Source organism: Streptomyces sp. V1I1, assembly GCF_030817355.1.
Lineage (GTDB): Bacteria > Actinomycetota > Actinomycetes > Streptomycetales > Streptomycetaceae > Streptomyces.
On record NZ_JAUSZH010000001.1, the window covers coordinates 681,374 to 703,276 of the forward strand.

The window sequence follows — 21,903 nt, forward strand, 5'->3', positions numbered from 1 at the left end:
GGCTCCGTCGCAATAGAAGCCGTCGTCACACCCCGGTGGCCTCGGGCCGTACGTAAGGTCCGAGGCCACGGGATCTCGTACGACTGGACGGCGATCACCGACAGGACACGCACTGGTACACGATCTCCACGTCCGGGCACTCCACCGCGCAACACACAACAACGTCGCGATCCGCGTTGAGAGCGCCGGGGTCGAGCGGCGCTTGCTGGACCTGCCCGGCCGATGGATCGTCTCCGGGGCGCCACCGTACGTCGAACGGCTGCCGCTCCGTGCGTCAGCCCGGCGGTCAGTTCACTCCGTTCGCTCGGCCAGGGCCGACGGACGCGTCCGGCTCTTCGAGCGGTGGCGTGATGGGCAGGCAGACCTCGAACCTCGTGTCACCGGGCTGTGAGTACGCTCTGATGTCGCCGTGGTGCTTGTTGACCACGATCCGGTAGGAGATGTCGAGCCCCAGGCCGGTTCCCTCGCCGACCGGTTTGGTCGTGAAGAACGGTTCGAAGATCCGCGGGCGGATTTCGGGCGGGATGCCGTGTCCGGTGTCGTGCACCTCGACAACGATGCGGTCACCCTCGCGCCGGGAAGTGAGGGTGAGGGTTCCGGTTCCGTCCATCGCTCCGAGCGCGTTGTCGATGAGGTTCGTCCACACCTGGTTGAGCTCCGCACCGTACGCCGGAATCGGCGGCAGGCCGCGGTCGTAATGCTTCACCACGTTCACGCCGGACGGGATCTTGGCCTGCAGCATCACCAGCGTGGCGTCGAGGAGTTCGTGGACGTCGACCGGCTGCTGGGCGGCGCGGTCGAGCTGCGAGTACTGGCGTGCCGCGTCGACGAGGCCCGAGATTCGGGTGACCGCGTCCTCGATCTCGCCCATCAGCAGCTCGGTGTCGATGGTGTAGGCGAGCCAGCGCACTGCCGATTCCTGATGCTCCTCCCCCAACGCAGCAGTGGCCTCGGACAGCCATGTCGCGTCGATGCCGCCGGCGACGAGCGTGGGCGCGATGTCCCAGCCCTGGCGGATGCCGTGGTCCTCGAGCCAGTCGGCGAGTTCGTCCTCGGCGTCGGACGCCTCGATGGCCGAGAGCGTACGGTCGGCGCTGGCGCGTGTGATGGCCGCGTCCTGCATGGCGACCAGTTGGTGCAGCTGGCTGCCGTCGAGGCGGCCGTCGGCGAGGAGGGCGAGCTTGTGGCGCATTCCTGTCACCCGGCTGCGCAAGGAGTCGGTGGCGCGTACGGCCGCTGCCGCGGGGTTGTTGAGTTCGTGGGTGAGGCCCGCGGCGAGGGAGCCGAGCGCCACCAATCGCTCTCGTTCGGCGAGGATGGTGTTGGTGGCGCGGGTGCCGAAGAAGAGGCCCTCGAGCAGGTGGAGGGCCATGGGGAACCACGTGCGGATGGCCTGGGCGAACTCGTCCGCGGGCAGGACGAACAGCTCGACGTCGGTGATGGCTCGCAGCGTGTTGGGGTAGGCCTGGTCCACCCGGTCTCCTAGATAGGCCTGTGTGGCCCCGGCGTAGACGCCGATCTGGTCCGTGCGGCTGACTTCGATGTCGTCGCCGTGAAGGCGGCGCAGGACGGCCACGGTGCCGCCGAGCAGTACGAAAAAGCAGGTCGCGGGCTCGCCCTCGGAGTACACAGGAGCTCCGCCCTGCCGGGTCTCGACCCGGCCACGCTCAGCAAGCCATTCCAGCTGCGTGCTGTCGAGGGATTCGAAGAGAAACAACCCGCGCAGCTCGGCGGGGGTGAGCGTGGTGCGCTCGCTCTGAGCGTTCATTGCGCCTCCAGGTAGCGGTGTACCAAGGAGACGGCCATGGCACCCTCCCCCACGGCGGAGGCCACACGTTTGACCGACTCGGCGCGTACGTCTCCGGCGGCGAAAACGCCGGGCACGCTGGTTTCGAGGTGGTACGGATCCCGGGACAGCGGCCACCCGGCGGGACGGGCCCCACCGGACAGCAGGTCGGGGCCGGTCAGGACGAATCCCCGCGCGTCGCGGCAGATGACGCCGTCCAGCCATTGTGTGGGCGGTTCGGCTCCGATGAAGACGAACAGGTACGACGCGTGGACCGTGGTGAGGGCGTCCGTCCTGTTGTCACGCAGGATCAGGCGTTGCAGGTGCTTTTCGCCCTCGCTGCCCGCAACTTCGGTGTGCGAGTGGATCTCGATGTTAGCGAGGGCCTCGAGCTGCTGCACCAGGTAGTGGGACATGGACTGGGTCAGGCCGGATCCCCGGATCAGGAGATGGACCTGCTTCGCGTAGCGGGAGAAGTACACCGCGGCCTGGCCCGCGGAGTTCGCTCCGCCCACGATGTAGACGTCCTGGTCCTGGCAACTGGCCGCCTCGAAGGAAGCGGCGCCGTAGTAGACGCCCGCCCCGGTGAACTCCTCCAGTCCCGGACCGTCCAGCCGCCGGTAGGAAACCCCGGTGGCCAGCACGACGGTGTGGGCGCCGATCGATGTCCCGTCGCTGAACCGCAGTACGCGCCCCGCTCCCGCGGCTTCCAGGGACACCACCTCACGTGCGGTGAGGATCTCGGCGCCGAAGCGCATGGCCTGGCGGCGGGCACGGTCCGCCAGCTGGGCCCCCGACACTCCATCGGGAAACCCGAGATAGTTCTCGATCCGGCTGCTCTGGCCGGCCTGCCCACCCGTCGCGCTGCGTTCCACCAGTACAGTGCGCAGTCCCTCGGAAGCCGCGTAGACGGCGGCGCCGAGCCCGGCGGGGCCCGCACCGATCACGACGACGTCATAGAAGGCGGCGGCGGGGGTGGTGGTCAGCCCCACGTGCGCGGCGAGTTCGGGTTCGCTCGGCGCCTGCAGTGTCTCGCCGTCGGCAGTGATCACCAGCGGCACGTCGCCCGCGGTGAGCCCGGCCGCGTCCAGCAGCCTCATCCCCTCGGGCTCGTCCGCGGCGAGCCAGCGATAGGGGACGAGGTTGCGGGCGAGGAACTCCCTTACGGCGAAGGACGGTGCCGACCAACGGTGTCCCACAATCCGCGTCTCGCCGGCTTCCTCATGGGGCGCTGCCGCCCACAGCTCCAGCAGCCCGTCCAGGACCGGGTAGAGGTTCTCCTCGGGCGGACTCCAGGGCTTGAGCAGGTAGTGATCGAGGTCGACGAGGTTGATGGCCTCGATGGCCGCGCCCGTGTCGGCGTAGGCGGTCAGCAGCACACGCCTGGCCAGGGGGAAGAGGTCCATGGCCTCCTCGAGGAACTGCACTCCGTTCATCGTCGGCATGCGGTAGTCGGCGATCATCACGGCAAGCGGCTCGCCCCGCAGCTTGACCTCCCGCAGCGCCTCCAGAGCTTCTGCACCGGAAGGCGCGCGGAGCACCCGATACCGGTCGCCGTACCGGCGCCGCAGGTCGCGGGCGATGGCTCGGGACACGCCCGGATCGTCATCGACGGTCAGGATCGTCGGCTTCGCCATGCCTTCCATCTTGCTCTCCACCGAGCACGCACGCGATGAGGCACCGAAGCGGCCTGTGGGGCTGCCTCCGACCAGGCTGCCGACGGGGACGAACCTCTCACTGGTGTCGACTGTGCGCCGACCACGTCTTCTGACGGACCGCGTGCCTGTCTGTCCAGAAACTGCGAGCGTGCCGTTTCAAGGAGCTCGTGGGCCCCTTACCCCGCCCCGGTACAAGGCCGCACCGGTCGACAGCTTCCACAGAATCCCGTTGACGACCTGCCACCGGTCCCGGACGGGACGCCCCATCCTGGGCGGAACCAACAACGGCTCGATCACGGCCCAAGCCTGGTCAGTCACTTCATGACAGCGCACCACGAACGGGACAACGAGCGACCGACTTTACGGACCTAGGCCCAGACCAACCGCGATCTGTGTGCCCAGTAGCCATCGGCGGGCTGAGTCAGCGCGGCGAGCCGTTCAAGCTGATCGGCCCTGAGGCGCAGGTCAGCCGCCGTGAGGTTGCTTGTGAGTTGATCGACCGTGGCCGCTCCCGACAGCACGACGTTCACCCAGGGTCGTGAGGTGACCATGGCGAGCGCAACGGCGTCGCAGGAGGCGCCTGTCTCCTGCGCGATCTCGCGCAGCACAGCCGTGTCCGGGCCAATGGCGTGGCGATCAGCCAGTCGACCGTTGGCCATCGCTTCCTTGACAATCACCGTCCGCCCGGCGGCATGCGCCTCGGCCAGGGCTTCACCCGCTGACGGCTCCAGTACGTTGTACGTGGCCTGCACGCTGCCGAACAGCGGCTCTCCGGCTACCGTGACCGCCAGCGCTGCGCGGATAGCTTCCGCCTGGCCCGGTCCGCTGGTCGACAGTCCGATCGTCACGCCTTCGGCGGCAAGCGTGGCAAGTCGGTCGTGCAGCGCACGATCGGTCAGCGCCGGGCTGTCCTGGGTCACCGAGTGGATCTGGTAGAGGTCGAGCCGACTTCCGAGCAGCGCGCGCGTCTCGGCGAGCTGCCGGTCGTACGCGGACGTGCTGTGCTCCTTCACCTCGTGCACCTCGGCGTCGGTGCGCCAGTCGGCGGTGTAGGTGTAGCCCCACTTGCTGCCAATCACCACGTCGCGTGCATCGGGGCGCGTCCGCAGCCAGGTGGCCAGAAACTCCTCGGCCCGGCCGTAGGAGCGGGCAGCGTCGATGTACCTCACGCCCCTGTCGTAGGCGGTGTCCAGCAACTGGTGAGCACGCGCCCGCATCGTGTCGACCGAGCGGTCTGCGGGCAGGTCGGCTTTCCGGCCCACGTTGATGTAGCCGGGGCGCCCAACCGCGGCCAGGCCCAACCCGAAGCGAGCGATCGGCGAGGCGCTCGTATTCAGGCGTTGAAGGGGCATGCGAGGTGTCCTCCTCCGAGATCGACGGCGTGCAGTACCACCCAACCATGCGGTGCGGCTTTGACGACCATGCGGCCAGGGCAGTACATCCATCCGACAGCCACGGCAAGGCGTCCTACGCGGGGCGCAGCGCTCCGGGTGCTGACCGGCCATACGTCCTGAACCCAGGGGAATACGACTGACACAGCATCCCGATGCAGTCGACCCTGCGGCTGTCAGCCCTCAGCAGCGCCTGCCCACCCACCTACTCCGGGCGAGAACGACGCGTTCGGAGGGTGTTGCGGGTCGCCCGTCCGGCGCGAGGCCGCGACCGGACCCCCGTTCCGGTCGCGGCCTCGCTGGTGTGGTGGCCGTGTGTATGACTTTGGTCTGGCGTGCTGGATTGCCACTTCAGGCTGGACTACCGGCATGGCCGCGTCGACTCGTTTCGGTTTGGCCCGAAGGGAGGCCACTGCAAAAGAATCACAGTGTGGCACTGCGCATTCACTTCACTGCCCAGGACCTGGCCCGCAATCGCCTGGCCCCAGGCCCCCGTCCGCTGTTTGAGCTCGACATCTGGATCCGGCTGCTGCAGGAGAGATCACAGTGGGCTGGCTGGTCCGCCGTCATGGCTTGAGCAGCGACAACCTGGTCGCAGCCGACGTCGTCACAGCAGATGGCCGGCTCGTGCACGCCAGTACGGACGAGAACCCTGACCTGCTCTGTGCGCTCCGCGGCGGTGGCGGCAACTTCGGTGTCGTCACGTCCTTCGAGTACCAGCTGCACCCGGTGGGCCCACACGTGCCCGCGGGCCTGATCGTCTACCCCCTCGCCGAAGCACGGCAGGTGATCGCCAAGTGGCGTGACCTGACCGCCGAGATGCCCGACGAGCCGACGACGCTGGTCAACCTGACAACGGCGCCTCCCCTGCCCTTCCTGCCCGAAGACGTGCACGGTACCCGGATCGTCGTCATCGCCAGCATGTACGCCAGCGCCATCGAGGCCGGGGAAGCGGCGGTCCGGCCACCGCGCCCGCTTGGTACCCCGATCGCCGACATCATGGGCCCGATGCCCTACGTCGCAATGCAGTCACCGGCGGGCCAGGGATTCCGCTCAACTCCGTTCCGTGATCAGGGATGCGCATACCGTGATCGATGTGGCCTGAACCCTCCTTGAGTCGGCCGGGGGAGCGGCAAGAGACTTCTCCTGTGCCAGAGACGGCCACGCGCCCCGCAGGGGCTCCGCGCACATCAGTCCTGCTCGCAATCTGAGGAGACCGCCAAATGCCCGACGCCGGGCCTCGAAGTAGCGCACACCGGATCACGCTGACCGACGGCACTGCCACCCGGACTCGGGAGCTGGCCCACGCTGACCTCGGACCCATCCAGGCGCTGCACCACCGTTGCTCGCCGGGCAGTCGCGCCCTGCGCTATCACGCGGGCAAACCCGAGCTGTCTCGGGCCGGATGGAAGATGCTGTCCGACCCGGAGCGCGGCACCACCTTGGTCACCACCACCGCCCGGAACACGGACCGCATTATCGCCATGACCAACGTCATGCGCACCGATCAGCAAGGGGTCGGCGAACTTGCCGTGCTGATCGAGGACGCCTGGCAGTCCAAGGGCCTGGGCACTGCGCTGGCCTCACACGCGGCCGATGTGGCCCGCCGGGCCGGCCACCACACCCTGACCGCGTCGGTCGTCGCGGTCAATACACCAATGCTCCACGTCCTGGAGAGTCTGGACGCGCCGCCCACTCGCGCGACAGGGCCCGTCCTCGACATCCACATCCCGCTGTAGCAGAGACCGGGCACCGGTTCGAGCCGGGCCTCCACATGGGCAGCCTCGGTGGCCGACTCGGCAACAATTTGCCTACCCGAGATCCTAGGCTGCGCTCCAACTCCGGCTCCGGCCCGCCCGCCTCCGGACACGCCTCCAGGGTGGGATGCCGTACCGAGGCCGAGCGGGCGCCCGCGCTCTCAACAGCGACGGATATCAGGCGGACTTCACGCCGGAAAGCCTGCGGGACATCGAGCGATTCATGGACGAGCACAGCGACCACGGAGTGGCGGTGGCCGACGGGCTCCTCGCAACAGATCTGGGCCCACGGCTGTTCGCACTCGGCACCTACTTCGGCGAAATCGTCCGGCGCGGCCTCGGCGGGGTCTGGGAGACGGTCGACGAGAACCCGCTGATCGGCATGACGAGTCCGGCGGCACGGCCCAGCCGTTCGCAGGATGCGCGACGCCGTCCCTCGGGTGCTGTTCACCCCTCGCTCTCCTGGTGCGGGCCGCCAGTTCACGCCATGCCGGGACAGTGGACGGCCGTAGACCACAGGAGGATGTGCGATGAGACCGTGGCGCCGTGCCGCATCGGCGGCAATTGCCTTGAGTACGTTGGCCCTGGCTCTTTCGGCCGAGCCTGCGTCCGCCGGCCCCGAGGACCAGCCCTTCACCTTCGCGGTGATCGGTGACATTCCGTACGGCGATGCCCAGGTCGCCGAGTTTCCGAAGGTCGTCGCTCAGATCAACGCCGACCCCGACGTTCAGCTCGTCGGACACCTCGGTGACATCAAGAGCGGTTCGTCCGTCTGCAGTGACGAGTACGTCCAGCTCATCAGGTCGGAGTTCGACAAATTCAAGGATCCGTTGGTCTACACCCCCGGCGACAACGAGTGGACCGACTGCCACCGGCCGAGCGCCGGACCGTACAACCCGCTGGAGCGACTGGCCGCGATCCGGAAGGTGTTCTTCCCGCGGCCCGGCTGGACACTCGGTCAGCACAGCGTCCGCGTGGCCTCGGGGGCCGGCACGGGCTACCCCGAGAACGTGACGTACCGGCGAGCCGGCGTAGCATTCGACGCCGTGCACATCGTGGGCAGCAACAATGGCATGGCGCCGTGGACCGGCAACACCGCACCCACCCCGGAGCAGGCCGCAGAGGTCAGGGGACGTACTGCCGCGGCCGTGCAGTCGATCCGTGACACCTTCGACAAGGCCCGCCGCAACCACAACAAGGCGGTCGCCCTGCTCACTCAGGCCGACATGTTCGACCCGACAGTCACGGATCCCGCGTTCGCCGACTACGACGCCTTCCAGCCGATCGTCCGTACGATCACGGAGGAGTCGGCCAGGTTCGCTGGACCGGTGTACCTCTTCAATGGCGACAGCCACGTCTACAACAGCGACAAGCCGCTGGACACCGGCTCCAAATGGCTTTCCTTCTACGGCATCAGGACCGCAGCCCCGAACCTCTCCCGCGTCACCGTCGACGGGTCGAGCAACGGCACCAACTACCTGAAGGTGACCGTCCACCCAGGAAGCGAGCAAGTCCTGACCTGGACTCGGGTGCCGTTCGCATTCTGAGGGTTCTGCCGCGGCCCGGCACGTACGCAGCCGACCGGTCCAAGCGTCGGCGACAGCCCGCCGAGGGCGAACAGCTGAGCCTCGCCGGCTCGCCGTACTGGCCACGATCTCCGCGGGCGGGTCCCTGAGAACCTTGAACGGCAACAGCGTCGATGCCGCCATCAGCAGGCCCCTCCCACGGCTGTAGGTCATCCGGCTGATCGAGTTCACCAGAACCAGGCGCTCGATCCGCTCGGGATGGCCGAGGGCGAGGGTCTGCGCGATCATCCCGCCCATGGAGTGACCGACGAGCACGAACCGGTCGACCTCGAGGTGGTCGAGGAGGGCGAGGACGTCCACGGCCAGCTCGGGGGACGTCGTACAGAGCGACGTCGTCGTATTGGCCGGTCTCGTTGTACGGCAGCGCGCAGATGCCCCGCCAGTCGAGCAGCCATGGCTCGTAGCCGTCATCGAGCAGGACGTGCACTCGCCGTGGTCAGTCCACTTCTTGCCGGAAGTAACGACGCCACCCGAGAGGTTGAGCATGCCCCACCCGGTCTTCGGCACGTGGCACTGCGAAAGCTGGAGGTGGATCACCTCGGCCGGTCTCGTGGCCGCGTAGTACCTGCATCCGAAGAACGCTTCGAGGTGGGGACCACACCTGGTTCGGATTGGGGACACACGACGGGTCAACCTCCCCATTGACGGCCGGGGCTGAACCCCGTGGGCATCCCGATCCTCGAACACACATATCCTTCTGGCTGGCGTCGCGAGCGAATGGCAGCAGGGGGAGGACCAACCTCACATGGAGTACCTGAATCCGGACGATCCGCAGGCGATCGGTGCGTACCGGCTGCTGCGCAGACTCGGTGCCGGAGGCATGGGACAGGTCTATCTGGCACGGTCTGCCGGCGGCCGTACCGTCGCGGTAAAACTGGTGCACAGAGAGCTCGCCGGCCAGGCGGAGTTCCGGCGGCGCTTCCAGCAGGAGGTGGAGGCCGCCCGGCGCGTGGGTGGCCAGTGGACCGCCCCCGTGCTCGACGCCGACACGAACGCCGCCACGCCGTGGGTGGCGACCGGCTACATCGCCGGACCGTCGCTCCAGGACGTCGTGGCCGACGTCAGCTATGGGCCGCTGCCCGAACGGTCCGTGCTCGTCCTGGCCAACGGACTGCTCGGCGCTCTCGCGGACATCCACCGTGCGGGACTCGTCCATCGTGACCTCAAGCCCTCCAATGTCCTGATCACCCTCGACGGTCCGCGCGTCATCGACTTCGGAATCGCCCGCGCCCTTGAACCGGTCGCGGAAGCCCCGGCCACCCGCACCGGTGCGGTGATCGGCTCTCCCGGCTTCATGTCACCCGAGCAGGTGCGGGGAGAGCGGGTCGGCACGGCGAGCGACGTGTTCTGCCTCGGCGCGGTCCTCGCGTACGCCATGACCGGGCGGGTGCCGTTCGGCGGGGTCGAGAGCGGCATCCACGCACTGCTCTTCCGTATCGCCCACGAGGATCCGGACCTCTCGGCGCTCCCCGAGGGCCCCCTCCTCCGTCTGATCACCGCCTGTCTGGCCAAGAACCCCGAGGACCGGCCGACGGTCGCGCAGTTGCGGGAGTTCACCGAGCCGTACGTGCGGGAACAGGACGCGGGCGCATGGCTCCCTGCCGAGCTGACCGCGCACCTGGGGCGCCACGCGGCACGGCTGCTGGACGCCGACGTGGCGGGGCAGCCGCCGACGGTGGTGCCCGGCGGTCACATACCGAACGCCCCGACAGGCCAGTTCGGGGCCGCGTTGCCGTTCCCGCCCCACCCGACTCCCGGCATCCACGGACCGGTGCCACCACCGGTGTTCATGCCCGCGACACCGCCGCCGCGCCCGGCAGCCGACGGGCCGGTGCTGAAGTCGCCCAGGGGCCTGTCCAATGCGCTGGTCATTCTTCTGGGCGCCGGAATGCTCGTGTCCGTCATCGACCTCAACTACGACGCAAAGCTCGTCGGCGAACTGGCCGAGATCCAAAGCACGGTGGATCTGACCGGATCGAATCCTTCCGACCTGCTCCAATCGCTCCAGTGGAGCTGGAAGGGCACCCCGGACGCGTTCCTGGGGCTCTGGTTCCTCATCCTGCTCGCGACCGTCGTGCTGTGGCTCATTTGGTTCCGGCGCGTACGGATCAACGCCGAACTGTTCGACCCACAGGCGCACAGGCTCGGGCGCGGATGGGCACTGGCCGCCTGGTTCGTGCCCGTGGCTCACCTGTGGGTGCCCAAGCAGGTCATCAACGACATCTGGACCGCCAGCACATCGCCGCCCGCCCCCGCGTCCTATGCCACCCAGCCCCAGCGGCCGGCGCCCTCACGCAGCGCACTGCACGCATGGTGGCTGTCGTTCGCCGGGAGCATCGGCCTGCTGTACGTCTCCAAGGCCTGGCAGACCTGGGACGAGGCCAAGAACCTCGACGAAGCCCGGCTGTTCGCCCTGGGCAGCCTCTTCGAAGGCGCACTGACCCTGGCGTCGACGGTGCTGGCCGTCGTGGTCGTGCAGCAGGTGACGTCGATGCAGCAGCGCCGCGTCGCCGCCGCCCAACAACCGTCGGCGGGTGGCCTCGTGGGGGCCGGGGGAAGTCACACGACGCACAGGTGAGCGCGCCCGGGCAAAACTGGTGGGCGCGGTCCTGGGCCAACGACCCAACGACCTCGTGCATGTGCTCGCGGCGGCCGTGGTGGCGGGCGACGGATCGCCAGTCGCCTCGGCTCCCCCGGCCGTCATGCCGGGACCGGCTTGATCACCGGTCCGAGCAGACCGCCAGCATCTTGAGTCCGGTCTGAGTGACAGCCGAGAGTCACAGCCGACGAGCCCGGATGCGCTTGGATGCGCCGGATGCGCCGCGCACGAGTTCCCCGGGCCGTCCCTCATCCGTCCACAACCTCGACACCGGCCGCGAGCACCCTCGCTTCTTCATCAACCCGCCCGGCCACCCAGCGCTGGACTTCCGGCGGGGAGTGACAAAGCTGCCGCAAGTGCTGTTCCCGGCCGCAGGCTTGGTGTCGACATTGCGAGTGCCCTCACAGGGAGCGAGTTCCTTTTCATCCACGCCGGGGCAGTCGATCGCGCACCCGACCAGTCGAGGTCGAGTTGGAGACCGAGTTCCAACGGGGGCTGCGCCGGGCGTCCGCCCGATGACAGCTTCGCCTGTACCGCCGTCGGCTTGCCTGCGGTCGACGAGGTCCTGCGCGAGCTGGTGTCTACGCCTTCACCCCGGCGCATGGTCGAAAGGGCGTTGCGAGTCAGCTCGAACTCTGCGTCCGGGGCGCGGGGCGGTCCGGAAACGGGTGGCAGGCAGTCGCGTGCTCCGCATAGCTTGTGCGCTCGTGACTGATGATCCGGAGCGCTCATCGAGTGACTGGCCTGCTTCCACAGAACGGACCGTGCCGGCCTCCGACGAGTGGACAACGACAGCTGATCGCCCGCCGGCGCAATCCGAAACGCCTGAGGGATTGTTCTCCGGAACCTACGCTGCCGCTACATCCTGTTTCACCGCGGTGATGTTCCTGACCGGGCTCGCCGCGCTGGCCGTGGTACCCACATTGCCGGCGGCCGCAGGGGACTTGGACGGAGTGTCGCTCTACCCGCTGGTGGCGGGCTGCTTCGTGGCCGCGAGTCTGCTCGGCGGGGTGCTCGGCGGTCATTGGGCAGACCGTGTCGGGGCGCAGCGTCCGCTGGCGGCGGGCATGGTGCTGGCGGTAGTCACCCTGCTGGTCTCGGGCGCCAGCACGTCGATCTGGCAGCTGGCGGCCGGGCGCTTCCTGGACGGGCTGGCGGCCGGGATGGTCGCGGTGTCGATCAACACCGCCATCGGCCAGGCCTACCCTGACCGCCTGCGCCCGCGCGTTCTGGCGTTGATGAGTGCCTGCTGGATCGTCCCGTCGCTGGTCGGTCCCCCGCTGGCGGGGCTGGTGGCCGAGTGGTGGTCCTGGCGCGCGGTGTTCTTCGGTCTGGCCGCCCTCACCGTGCTGCCCGCGCTGGTAGTGGTGGCCCTGCTGCGCGGCCCTGCCTGGGCGGCCGCGCCCGCGCCGTCGGGAGACAGGCCGCCGCGCCCGGCGCTGATGGTCGCGACAGCGGTAAGCCTGGGGGCGGCGTTGGGGCAGTACGGCGTCTCCGGCTGGGACAGGCGCCACCTGCTGTTCGCGGCGGGCGGGCTCGCCCTGCTGGCGGCGTTCGCGCCGCGGCTGCTGCCGCCGGGCACTTTGCGTGCCGCGCGCGGCCTGTCGGCCACGGTCCTGCTGCGCGGCCTGGGCTCAGGCGTGTTCTTCACGCTGGAGGCCTACGTGCCGCTGCTGCTGGTCACCGACCGGGACGCGCCTCCCGTGGTGATCGGCCTGGCCTTCACAGGTGCCGCCTTGGCCTGGGCCGGCTCCTCCTGGGTGCAGGGCCGTCTGCTTGAGCAATGCCCCCGCCACCGCCTGGTCGTCGCCGGTGCACTGGTGCAGGCGGCGGCGATCGCGCTCGCGGTCGCCGGGACGCTTCCTGTGACGCCTGCGTACACCGCCGCATCGGCCATGGTCGTCGCGGCCGTCGGCATGGGTATGTACGCCCCTTCCCTCACCGTCCTGTCACTCACCCACAGCCCGCCCGGTCGGCAGGGCTATGCCAGCAGCGCGATGCAGACCACCCAGAACCTGGGCCAGATAACAGTGTTGGGCGTCTCCTCTGCCCTGTTCAACGCCTGCCTGGGCGCCGGCTCGACCGACGCCGTCGGCTACGGCGCCGCCTTCGGGCTGCTGCTCGCACCGTGCGCCCTGGCCGCCCTGCTCGCCGCCCGCGCCCGCAGCGCGTGAGCCGAACCGCTTCTTCTGGGTCGAACGCCCGAACCGCCGCCCATGAACAGACGCCTACTTGCGCGGCTCCCAAGCCGCAGCGAAGTCCACTTCGGACGCGGGCAGCACCCGGATGCTCCGCCCGGGGAAGTCGATGTGCCGGAAGATCTCGTTGTGATGCGCGATCGACTGCATCGGCGAGGCGTACTCGCCGGTGTCGGGCCGGTGGGACGTGGTGTGCCCGTCGGCGACCAGCACCAGGTCGTACCGGTGGCTCAGCGCCTGCCGTGCCGTGGTGTCCACGCAGATCTCAGTCGCGAACCCGGTGACGACCACCTCGGTGACTCCCAGCACCTTCAGGGTCTTGTCGAGATCGGTGTCGAGGAAGCTGTCCGCGCTGGTCTTGTGGACGACCGCCTCGTCGGCGCCGGGCGCGAGTTCGGGCACGATCCGCCAGCCCTCGGTACCCGCCTCCAGCCCGTCACCCTGATGCTGGATCGTCACGACCGGTACACCCGCGGCTTTGGCTCGTTCGCGGAGCCCGGTGATCGCGGCGACAGTCTCGCCGGCCCGGTGCGCGATGGCCACCAGGGCGTTCTGCATGTCGATGACGAGGAGCGCGGAGGCGTGTGGCATGGGCTCACGGTAGCGGCGCCACCGCACCACGCGCCTCGCCTCAGTCGTCGTGCATCCCCAAGAAGTGGAAGCCCGGCCGGGGGTGCATGAGGAAGTCGTGGTGGGAGATGTTCCACGCGTACGCGCCCGTCAGTGCGAACACCACGCGGTCCCCCGCCCGTAGGCCCGCCGCCGGGACCTGACGGGAGAGGACGTCCTTGGGGGTGCACAGCTGACCGGTGAAGGTGACCCGGTCCTGTTGCGCCACGGAGCGCGGCCAGGGGTGGGGCCAGGGCTGCCGCGCCGGAAGCACCGTGCAGGGCTGGTCGTGGCCCTTCGTCGCCGGGGTGCGGAGATGGTGGGTGCCACCCCGCACCACCGCGAACTCCTCGCCGTGGCTGTGCTTCACGTCCAGCACCTCCGTGGCATACCAGCCGCAATACGCGGTGAGGGCGCGGCCCGGTTCGATACGGAGCACAAGGTCGGGGTGGGCGTCGGTGAGGCGGCCGAGGCCCGCGCCGTACGTCGCCCAGTCGAAGCGGGAGTCCGGGGCGGCGTAGTCGACCGTCATGCCGCCGCCGACGTTCACCTCGGCGAGAGGGATCCCGTGGCGCGCGGCCAGCGCAAGCGACCAGGTCACGATCGACTCGGCCACCGCGAGCTGTTCCGGGGCGTCCAGGCCGCTGGCCAGGTGGGCGTGGATGCCGCGCAGCTCCAACTGCGGGTACGTGCCGTCGGTGAGGAGGCGGACCACGTCGTCCGCCTGGGACGGGTCGAGGCCGAACGGGGTCGGCCGGCCCCCCATCGCCAGGGAACTGCCCTCCAGCGAGCCGGCGGACAGGGGGAGGTTGAAGCGGAGCAGGACGGCAATGCGCGCATCCGGGGCCATGCGGGTGGCCAGGCCGGCCAGCATGTGGAGTTCGTATTCGCTCTCCACATGGAAGCGCTCCACGCCCAGTTCGAGTGCGGCCGCGATTTCGGCCGGTGTCTTGCCCGGGCCGCCGAAGGCCAGCGGGCGGCCGGGCGCGGCTTTGCCGACGTGGGCCAACTCGCCGCCCGAGGAGACCTCGTAGCCGTCCACATACGGGCCGAGCGCCGCCAGGATCTCCGGCTCCGGGTTTGCCTTGGCGGCGTAGTACAGCTCCACCCGCGGGGGGAGTGCTGCCCGTACGGCGGCCGAGTGGTCGCGCAGCGCAGACAGGTCGTACAGGTATGCCGGCAGCTCGTCCGAGGCGAGGGTGAGGGCGCGGTCGCGCACCAGCGCAGTCATCAGGCGCTCCAGGAGTCGTCGTTGCGGGCGGCTTCGGTCAGCACGTGTTCGGCGAGCGGAAACGGGGAGGGGAGGCGGACGTAGCCGGCCTCGCGGTCGGCCTTCCGCTCCCAGCGGGTGAGCAGGTTCGCCTTGGCGGGCAGCGGTACGCCTGCCAGCAGGGCGCTGAGCCGCGGCGGGCAGCCGTGCTCGTCGGCGTACGCCTGGATCGTGGCGCGGACCTCGCCCCACAGCGGCGCCTCGGTCTCCGGGTACAGGTCGGCGAGGGCGGCGAGCATCTCGGCGACGTGGTTGATCAGCAGGCAGTAGACGACCCGGTCCCAGCCTCGCTGCGCGTCGTACGTCATCGGGCCCGCGACTTCGGCGGGCAGAGCGGCCAGGGTGTCGGCGTGGTACTCGGGGACGAGCTTGGTGCCCTCCAGGTCGCGGAAGAGAACCTGGGCCGGCATGCCGTCGCCGTCGACGCAGACGAGGACGTTCTGAAGGTGTGGCTCCAGCACCAGGCCGTGGTCGAAGTACGCGGCGAGGACGGGCGGAAGGAGCAGCTTCAGGTAGGCCCGCCACCAGTCCAGGGCGGTCTGCGGGCCCGCGCCGTCCAGCAGCCGGGAAATGTGGCCGGGGCCGGTGGGGTACTCGTCGGCGACGGCGCCCGCGAGCAGCGGGGTCGTGCCCGGCAGCAGCCGGTGCGACAGGCCCTCGCGGACGATCACGCCGAAACCTTCGAGCAGTGCGAGGTCGGGGCGGCCGTCCGGCCCTGGCAGGGCCAGGCTGCGGTAAGCCGGCTCGCGGAGCATGGCGCTGCCGGGGAAACGGGCGGCCAGGTCGGTGAGGACCGGTTCGAGGACGCGGGTGAGGGCGACCGCGCCGGACAGCTCGTAACTGGAGTTTTTCCGGAGGCAGTTGGTGATGCGGACGTTGAGGCTGAACTTCAGGAAGATGTCGCCGTCGTAGAGGGTCCGTACGGAAGCGGTGGCGGCGAAGGGCGCGGAACCGGTCCCCAGGTCGAGGATGTCGCCGCGCTCCAGGGCGGCACGCAGCTCAGGGTGTTCGTGCAGCAGTTCGTACTGCCAGGGGTGTGCGGGCAGCAGCCGGTAGCCCTCGGGCACCGGGTGCAGCCGGTCGAGCGGCGCGGCCGCGCCCGGCTCGGCGCTCTCCTCGGCGATGAGGTGCTCGCGTACGGCCAGGCAGCGCAGCGGGAAGACGGCACCGGCCTCGGGCGCGTACGCGGACCAAGAAGCCGGGTCGCCGCTGCGGGCCTTGGGGGTGGGATGGAAGCGGTGGCCGAGCAGCAGCGACTGCTCGGATTCGAGGTAGGTGGTTAGGCAGTCGTCCAACGGTTCCGGGGAGGGGGCCCCGGGCCGTGCGGCCAGAGCGGCACAGACCCCCTGGTAGCTGGAGACGATCTGCTCCAGGAACTCCTCGTTGCTGACGCCCGTACGGAGCGACAGCTCGGCGTGTGTGTACTCGGCGAGGCGCATCCAGCCCACCTCGGCCCAGTCCCCGCCCCCGTCGCGGTGCTCGGTCACCGGCCCGGTGAACCGGTGTGCGCCGAGCAGGGACGTACGACGCAGCGCAACCCGGAGCAGCACCCCACGGCGCGGCAGGCGCAGCAGCAGGTGGCCGTCGTCGACGGCGGTCTGGTGCTCGGGACCGGACACCTCCCGGAGGAGGCAGTTGAGGAGGGTGTGCGCCACAGCCAGGTCGGCCGTGGGCAGCCCGGTGGGGGCGGAGGAATGGGCAGGGGCAGTGCCGGTGGGCAGTGACATCAACGGCTCCAGCGGATGCGGGGTGAGCGGCGGAACAGGGCGGGAAGGGCGGCGGCCAGGACGGTCGCCAGGGCGACAGCGGTGCCCGTCAGCACGGGCGCGGCGGGGCCGAAGAAGCTGTTGCCTGCCGCGGCGGCCACGCCGGCGGCGACTGCCCCGGCCTTGGATACGAACTCCAGCGAGCCGAACATCCCGCCGGGCGGGCGGCCCTTGGCGCAGTCGGCGGCCAGCATGGACAGACAGACGAGGCCGAGGGTGAGGCCGGCGCCGAGCAGGAGGCGCACGGCGATGAAGGCGGCGAGCGAGTGGGCGACGCCGTGCCCGGCCAGGCCGAGTGCGATGAAGCCGAAGCCGAGCGCGATCCCGAGCCGCGGGCGGCTCTGGAATGCCTTGTGCACCTGCATCGCGAACACCAGGTAGGAGAGGTGCGGCAGGGCGAAGAGCATGCCGGACGCGACTGGGGAGATGCCCGGTATTCGGTCCTCGATCAGGGAGATCAGATACGGGAAGGAGATGACCGTGGAGAAGACGAAGGCGAACTCGAAGGCGTAGAGCGCGTTCAAGGGGGTGGCCGGGGCTGCGGCCTGCGGCTCAGGGGACTCCGGTTCCTCGGGGACCGTCTTGTCGGGCGCAGGTGCCGTACGTGGCTCCGGGAGCGCGGTGAGCATCACGGCCGCAGCCAGCGGCAGTACGGCGAGCAGCGCGTACTGGCGGTGCGGCGACAGCCACGGCGACAGTGAGCCGACGACGATCGGGGCGAAGACGAGTGCTGCCCGGGCGCTGCCCTGCATGAGGGTGAGCGCTTTGGACAGGCCGGGCCCTTCCAGCGCGGCGGCCAGATAGCCGTTGGACGCGGCGAACGTACCGCCGAGGATGCCCTGCAGCACCAGCGCCGCTGTGAAGGTGGCGAGGGAGTCCGCCCACCCGGCGAGCAGGAAGGAGACGGCGAGGCCCAGTTGCGCGCGCAGCAGCAGCCGCTTGCGGCCGAAGCGGTCGGCGATCCGGCCCCACAGTGGTGCTCCGAGTCCGCCGAAGACGGTGGGGACGATGTACAGCAGTCCCGCCCACTGAGCGGTCTTGTCGCCGAGCTCCGGCAGGATCGCGGTGAGGTACGGGGGCAGGCCCAGGGCGGCGAAGGACGCCACGAAGTAGCAGGCGGCCACAGCGTGCACCTGGCGGCGGCCGAACTCCGGCCTGCTGCCAGCGCTGTTACCCGCCAGCCGGGCCTCGGACGTTGCGGTGGTCATCGCCGGTCACGCTCCCCGCAGCAGGTAGTTGGGACCGGTGGTGTAGTGCTTGTTGATGTCGGCCGCGCCCGAGCGCTCCTTGGTGAGGAGAGTGCCCGCGGTGACCATTGCCTTCACCGGCAGCCGGTCCGCGTCCAACACGTACGCCTGCAGTACGGCGCCGGGCTCGCCCGGGCCCGTGCCCAGGCGCTCGACGGCCTCGGTGAGCCGGTCCCGTACGAGCCGCAGCAGCCGGTCCAGCGGGGCGCGGCCGTGCCGGGCGAGCCCGAAGGCGTACGCGCCCGCGCACAGGTGGACGGTGATGGTGGTGAACAGGTCGGCGACCGGCCGGTCGCTCTCACCGAAGATGCGGGAGTCGTCGAACTCGGCCGGGTCCGGGGCGTCCGCGCCGAGGGTCTCGCGCAGTCGGGCGGCGTTGATGCGCGGCCCGTCGTTGTCCTTCAGCAGCAGCCGGATGCGCGGGTTGCCCGCGTGCCCGTCCAGCACCAGCGAGATGTTCTGCTGGTGGGACTCCAGCGCGATGCCATAGCCGAAGAGCGCGGTCTGCCAGTCGAAGAGCAGAGTGAGGGCGGCGTCGAGGAGAGCGGCCGGGTCGCCGCCGTAGAAGCGGTCGGCGAGATGGTCGATCAGCAGCCGGCCACCGGGTGCCCGGCTCAGCAGCGCGGCCATCGGCACGACGACGGCATCGTCGAGACCCGCCGGGTAGCGGCGGCAGAGTGCGGCGAGGAGTTCGTGTCCGGCGTGCGCGAAGCGGCTCTCGTCGGCGTGCAGCACGGTGCCCCGGAAGCGGGGCTCGCGGGCGATCACCGTCTCCAGCAGGCGTTGGCCCGCCGCACCGTCGACCAGCGTTCCGGGCTTGATGGTTCGGCGGTTGCGAAGGCCCAGGGTGGCGGTGGCCAGCGGCAGTTTGAGGTGGAGGGCCGGGTCCGAGGCGAGAGCCACGGTCCGCATCGACAGGGTCGGTACGGCCTCCAGGTACGGTCGGTCGGACAGGACCGCGCGGTCCTCGAGGCCGGTGGCACGCAGCGCGTCCCGCAGTGGTGCCCCGAGAGTCAGCGGGTGGACGGGGAAGGCGATGTGGCTGCCGTCGAGTTCCGGCAGCCCGATCACAGCGGGCGAGGGCCACAGGCCGAACAGTTCCGCGTCGCCGTCCGGGCGGTGCATGGTGACCGCTTCCCGAGGCAGGGCGAGCCAGCGCAGCGCGAAGCGCGGGTGGAACTCGGGTGCGTACGAGCGCAGTTGGTCCCCGGTGAGGCCGGAGCGGCCGCGCGCGGTCGGGTAGACCGGGTGGTCGAGGTGGGCTGCGAGGGTGTCGTGCGCCAGGGCGCCGCCGAGACCGGTCCAGTCGGCGGGGTCGGTCCCGTATCTGGCGGTGAGCCGGGCGGTGACCTCGTCGTGCGACTCGGCGTGCAGCCGCATGGTGGCCAGGGTCTGCCTGCATTCCCCGGCGAAGGCGTCGAAGCCGCCGAGGTCGGCGGGGTCGGCGAGGGCGCTCAGCGCAGCCAGGGCCTCGTCCGGGCTGGTCAGTTCGGCCCCGTCGGACTCCCGCTCCAGCAGGGGCAGCCGTGCGGCGGACTCGCACTGGAATCCGTCTTCGCGAACCGGCATCAGCAGTGCGTCGCCGTCTCCGGTGTCCAGGCGCAGCCACGGCCCGTCGGGCCGCTCGACCTGTGTGCTGCGCGTGCGCAGGCCCACGACGTCCTCGCGCAGCAGCGCGCTGAGCACGCGCAGCAGCAGGTCGTCCGTCTCGGTGTCGAGGGCTGTGGTTGTCGCCGTCACGGGGCGATCTCCCAGCGCTGCGCGGCAAGGAAGTCGGCCACGACCCGGTCCACCGTCTCCTGGCCAGTGCCGGTGGCCCGAACGATGCCGACGTAGTCGCGGTTCGTGCCGTACAGCTCGTGCCGTTCGCCGACCTCGCGCAGCGGTCGGTACGTCAACGTGACGCCGTCCACCGTCAGATCGGCTGCGCCAGGGGCGACGCTGAGCGTCCCGGCTCGGTCGGCGCAGGGGTATTCGAGCAGGGCCCGGCCGTCGGTGCGCGCCCCGAGGTCCGCGGGCAGCGGCTCGCCCAGATGCGTACGGAGGATGTGCTCGAAGAGCGGAATGTCCAGCAGCTGCGCCAGCAGCAGATCGCACTGGTCGCCGATGGCGCGGTAGTTCACCTCGATGATGCGGGCGCGGCCGTCGTGCACCACGAACTCGGTGTGGCAGGCGCCGAACCCGACTCCGAGCGCGTCGAGCTGCGCCAGCACCTGCTCGACAATCGGCTCCGGATGCGCGGGGACGAAGGTGAGGCGCTCCTCGATGAAGTACGGGGGCGGGGACAGCTTGGTGTGGAACCCGCCCAGCACATGGCGGATGCGGCCGTCACCGAGCGTCTCCAGCGTGTAGAGCTCGCCGGCGAGGTATTCCTCGACGACCAGCGCGGTCTGCGGCCGCCGCGCCTGAATCTCCTTGCAGCGCACCACGAGGTCCTCGGGGCCGTCGACCAGGACGACGTCCTCACTGGCCACACCCTCGCGCGGCTTGAGGACGCAGGGGTACGGCACGTCGAGGGCGATGAGCGAGCCCGGGTCCTGGCCGGCCGTGAGTTCGGTGGACCACACGGTGTCGGCGCCCGCGGCGGCAAGGTGGCGCCGCATGTGCGCCTTGTCCTTGGCGCGCAGTGCGGCCTGCCAGTTCTTGGCGGGGAGGCCGAAGTAGTCGGCGGCCAGGGCTGTCTGGGTCTGCAGGTGGTCGCTGTTGGTGAAGACCGCGTCGGCGGTGTGGTGGGTCGCGATCCGAGTGATGACGGTGCGGAAGTCGCGTACGTCGCACTCCAGGATTTCGATGTCCGGGTAGACGCGCCGGTGGGCCTCGGGCTGGTCGGTGAGCACGGTGACGTCGAGGCCGAGCCGAGCGGCGGCGGGGAGGAAGCCTTCGGTGACCGAGTCGGTGGGGTTGAGGGCGAGCAGGTAGAGCCGCATGGGCAAAGGCCCCTTCCGAGCGAAGAGTTGCGGGGACGGCGAGCAGGGCGGGGGCGGGCCGGGCGGCGGTCCGCCCCCGCTGCGGATCAGCTCTTGGGGAGCTCTACGCCGGTAGCCTTGGCCACGTCGGCGAGCATGTTCCCGGCGGCCTGGACGCCGATACCGGACATCCAGGTCTCGTCCGGCACGGTGAAGACCTTGTTGTCCTTGACGGCCTTCAGGTCCTTCCAGACCGGGTTGGACGTGACGTCCTTCTGCTGGGTCTTCTCCGGGGAGTCGGCGACGGTGACGAAGATCAGGTCGGCCTCGGCCTTGTCGATCTGCTCCGGGCTGACGTCCAGCATGGTCGTCTTGGGGTCGGCGGAGTTCTGCGACGCGGGGCGTACGAGGCCGATGTCGTTCAGCACGATGCCGCTGTACGCGGACTTCTGGTACAGGCGGGTCGGCCCTGCGACGAAGCGGACGACCGAAGCAGACGGCATCTTCCCTGCGTACTTCTTCTTGATGGCCTCACCGAGGGCATTGGCGCGGGCCTCGTAGCTCTTCAGCGCGCCCGCGGCCTGCTTCTCCAGACCCAGGGCCTCGGCGTGAACCTTCAGGTTCTCCTTCCACGGCGCGCCGGTGGTCTCGGTGAAGACGGTCGGGGCGATGCCCTTGAGCTTGTCGTAGACCTTCTCGTGCCGGACCTTGGAGGAAAGGATCAGGTCGGGCTTGAGGGAAGCGATCAGCTCAAGGTTCGGCTCCTCCATCGGGCCGACGTCCTTGACGCCGTCGATCTTGCCCTTGAGGTAGTTCGGGAAGCCGCCCTCGGTCTTCATGTGCGGGGAGACCGCACCGACCGGCTTGATGCCGAGCAGGGTGACATCGTCCAGTTCACCGGTGTCGAGAACGATGACGCGCTTGGGCTGGGTGGGAATCGGGGTACTGCCCATCGCGTGCTTGATGGTGCGCGGGAAGGCGGCGGAGTCCGCGCCGGCCTTGGCCTTGTCGTCCGTGGCGGACGACTTCTCGCCGCCGCAGGCCGCGAGCGCGGCGGTGCCGAGAACGACGGCGAGCAGCGCGGCGATGAGCCGGCTGATTCCGTGCAGGGGGGAGCTGGTGGTCATGAG

The 21,903-nt window shown here is 69.9% G+C and carries 15 protein-coding genes and 2 pseudogenes; 5 read left to right on the forward strand and 12 right to left on the reverse strand.

Annotated features, from left to right (window positions below; translation table 11 throughout):
* Window positions 1-286: 286 nt before the first annotated feature.
* The 4 genes and pseudogenes from QFZ67_RS03470 to QFZ67_RS03485 form a co-directional block, all read right to left on the reverse strand.
* Window positions 287-1,768, reverse strand: coding sequence for an ATP-binding protein (locus QFZ67_RS03470; RefSeq protein ID WP_307659596.1), 1,482 nt, complete (start codon window positions 1,766-1,768; stop codon window positions 287-289).
* A complete protein-coding gene (locus tag QFZ67_RS03475) occupies window positions 1,765-3,423 on the reverse strand; it encodes an FAD-dependent oxidoreductase (protein WP_307659597.1) in 1,659 nt (552 codons plus the stop codon). The genes QFZ67_RS03470 and QFZ67_RS03475 overlap by 4 nt, the downstream gene beginning before the upstream one ends.
* Window positions 3,424-3,639: 216 nt before the next feature.
* A pseudogene (locus tag QFZ67_RS03480) lies at window positions 3,640-3,780 on the reverse strand (transposase); the annotation flags it as partial.
* A gap of 32 nt (window positions 3,781-3,812) precedes the next feature.
* Window positions 3,813-4,796, reverse strand: coding sequence for an aldo/keto reductase (locus tag QFZ67_RS03485; protein WP_307659598.1), 984 nt, complete (start codon window positions 4,794-4,796; stop codon window positions 3,813-3,815).
* A gap of 612 nt (window positions 4,797-5,408) precedes the next feature.
* On the opposite strand from QFZ67_RS03485, the gene QFZ67_RS03490 reads away from it, so the two are divergent.
* The 3 genes from QFZ67_RS03490 to QFZ67_RS03500 all read left to right on the forward strand — a co-directional run bounded on the left by QFZ67_RS03490 (window position 5,409) and on the right by QFZ67_RS03500 (window position 8,139).
* Window positions 5,409-5,951, forward strand: coding sequence for an FAD-binding oxidoreductase (locus QFZ67_RS03490; RefSeq protein ID WP_307659599.1), 543 nt, complete (start codon window positions 5,409-5,411; stop codon window positions 5,949-5,951).
* 107 nt (window positions 5,952-6,058) lie between these two features.
* Window positions 6,059-6,574: a GNAT family N-acetyltransferase gene (locus QFZ67_RS03495; RefSeq protein WP_307659600.1), complete on the forward strand. Its 516-nt coding sequence runs from the start codon at window positions 6,059-6,061 to the stop codon at window positions 6,572-6,574.
* Window positions 6,575-7,170: 596 nt separating this feature from the next.
* The gene (locus QFZ67_RS03500; protein WP_307659601.1) at window positions 7,171-8,139 is read left to right on the forward strand and encodes a metallophosphoesterase; all 969 of its coding nucleotides are present in this window, start codon (window positions 7,171-7,173) and stop codon (window positions 8,137-8,139) included.
* A 45-nt stretch (window positions 8,140-8,184) separates the two neighbouring features.
* On the opposite strand, the pseudogene QFZ67_RS03505 reads toward QFZ67_RS03500, so the two are convergent.
* A pseudogene (locus QFZ67_RS03505) lies at window positions 8,185-8,574 on the reverse strand (alpha/beta fold hydrolase); the annotation flags it as partial.
* Window positions 8,575-8,923: 349 nt separating this feature from the next.
* On the opposite strand from QFZ67_RS03505, the gene QFZ67_RS03515 reads away from it, so the two are divergent.
* Window positions 8,924-10,756, forward strand: coding sequence for a DUF4328 domain-containing protein (locus QFZ67_RS03515; protein WP_307659602.1), 1,833 nt, complete (start codon window positions 8,924-8,926; stop codon window positions 10,754-10,756).
* A 902-nt stretch (window positions 10,757-11,658) separates the two neighbouring features.
* The gene (locus tag QFZ67_RS03520; protein WP_307659603.1) at window positions 11,659-12,951 is read left to right on the forward strand and encodes an MFS transporter; all 1,293 of its coding nucleotides are present in this window, start codon (window positions 11,659-11,661) and stop codon (window positions 12,949-12,951) included.
* 54 nt (window positions 12,952-13,005) lie between these two features.
* On the opposite strand, the gene QFZ67_RS03525 is transcribed toward QFZ67_RS03520, so the two are convergent.
* The 7 genes from QFZ67_RS03525 to QFZ67_RS03555 all read right to left on the reverse strand — a co-directional run bounded on the left by QFZ67_RS03525 (window position 13,006) and on the right by QFZ67_RS03555 (window position 21,900).
* On the reverse strand, window positions 13,006-13,566 hold the full coding sequence (locus tag QFZ67_RS03525) for an isochorismatase family protein (protein WP_307659604.1): 561 nt from the start codon (window positions 13,564-13,566) through the stop codon (window positions 13,006-13,008).
* A gap of 40 nt (window positions 13,567-13,606) precedes the next feature.
* A complete protein-coding gene (locus QFZ67_RS03530; protein WP_307659605.1) occupies window positions 13,607-14,815 on the reverse strand; it encodes a type III PLP-dependent enzyme in 1,209 nt (402 codons plus the stop codon).
* Window positions 14,815-16,581 carry an IucA/IucC family siderophore biosynthesis protein gene (locus QFZ67_RS03535; protein ID WP_307659606.1) on the reverse strand — a complete coding sequence of 589 codons (1,767 nt, stop codon included), beginning with the start codon at window positions 16,579-16,581 and terminating at the stop codon, window positions 14,815-14,817. Before QFZ67_RS03535 ends, QFZ67_RS03530 begins: the two co-directional genes overlap by 1 nt.
* On the reverse strand, window positions 16,581-17,828 hold the full coding sequence (locus QFZ67_RS03540) for an MFS transporter (RefSeq protein ID WP_307659607.1): 1,248 nt from the start codon (window positions 17,826-17,828) through the stop codon (window positions 16,581-16,583). Before QFZ67_RS03540 ends, QFZ67_RS03535 begins: the two co-directional genes overlap by 1 nt.
* Window positions 17,829-17,834: 6 nt before the next feature.
* Window positions 17,835-19,607 (reverse strand): IucA/IucC family siderophore biosynthesis protein, encoded by a 1,773-nt coding sequence (locus tag QFZ67_RS03545; RefSeq protein WP_307659608.1) that lies wholly within the window; start codon window positions 19,605-19,607, stop codon window positions 17,835-17,837.
* On the reverse strand, window positions 19,604-20,794 hold the full coding sequence (locus QFZ67_RS03550; protein ID WP_307659609.1) for an acetyl-CoA carboxylase biotin carboxylase subunit family protein: 1,191 nt from the start codon (window positions 20,792-20,794) through the stop codon (window positions 19,604-19,606). The genes QFZ67_RS03545 and QFZ67_RS03550 overlap by 4 nt, the downstream gene beginning before the upstream one ends.
* A gap of 86 nt (window positions 20,795-20,880) precedes the next feature.
* The gene (locus QFZ67_RS03555) at window positions 20,881-21,900 is read right to left on the reverse strand and encodes an ABC transporter substrate-binding protein (protein ID WP_307659610.1); all 1,020 of its coding nucleotides are present in this window, start codon (window positions 21,898-21,900) and stop codon (window positions 20,881-20,883) included.
* Window positions 21,901-21,903 lie beyond the last annotated feature (3 nt).

Coding starts and splice junctions, on each gene's coding strand:
- QFZ67_RS03540 (WP_307659607.1), bottom strand. CDS start 17,828: ATGACCACCGCAACGTCCGAGGCCCGGCTGGCGGGTAACAGCGCTGGC.
- QFZ67_RS03470 (WP_307659596.1), bottom strand. CDS start 1,768: ATGAACGCTCAGAGCGAGCGCACCACGCTCACCCCCGCCGAGCTGCGC.
- QFZ67_RS03525 (WP_307659604.1), bottom strand. CDS start 13,566: ATGCCACACGCCTCCGCGCTCCTCGTCATCGACATGCAGAACGCCCTG.
- QFZ67_RS03485 (WP_307659598.1), bottom strand. CDS start 4,796: ATGCCCCTTCAACGCCTGAATACGAGCGCCTCGCCGATCGCTCGCTTC.
- QFZ67_RS03475 (WP_307659597.1), bottom strand. CDS start 3,423: ATGGCGAAGCCGACGATCCTGACCGTCGATGACGATCCGGGCGTGTCC.
- QFZ67_RS03550 (WP_307659609.1), bottom strand. CDS start 20,794: ATGCGGCTCTACCTGCTCGCCCTCAACCCCACCGACTCGGTCACCGAA.
- QFZ67_RS03535 (WP_307659606.1), bottom strand. CDS start 16,581: ATGTCACTGCCCACCGGCACTGCCCCTGCCCATTCCTCCGCCCCCACC.
- QFZ67_RS03515 (WP_307659602.1), top strand. CDS start 8,924: ATGGAGTACCTGAATCCGGACGATCCGCAGGCGATCGGTGCGTACCGG.
- QFZ67_RS03530 (WP_307659605.1), bottom strand. CDS start 14,815: ATGACTGCGCTGGTGCGCGACCGCGCCCTCACCCTCGCCTCGGACGAG.
- QFZ67_RS03555 (WP_307659610.1), bottom strand. CDS start 21,900: ATGACCACCAGCTCCCCCCTGCACGGAATCAGCCGGCTCATCGCCGCG.
- QFZ67_RS03495 (WP_307659600.1), top strand. CDS start 6,059: ATGCCCGACGCCGGGCCTCGAAGTAGCGCACACCGGATCACGCTGACC.
- QFZ67_RS03520 (WP_307659603.1), top strand. CDS start 11,659: ATGTTCCTGACCGGGCTCGCCGCGCTGGCCGTGGTACCCACATTGCCG.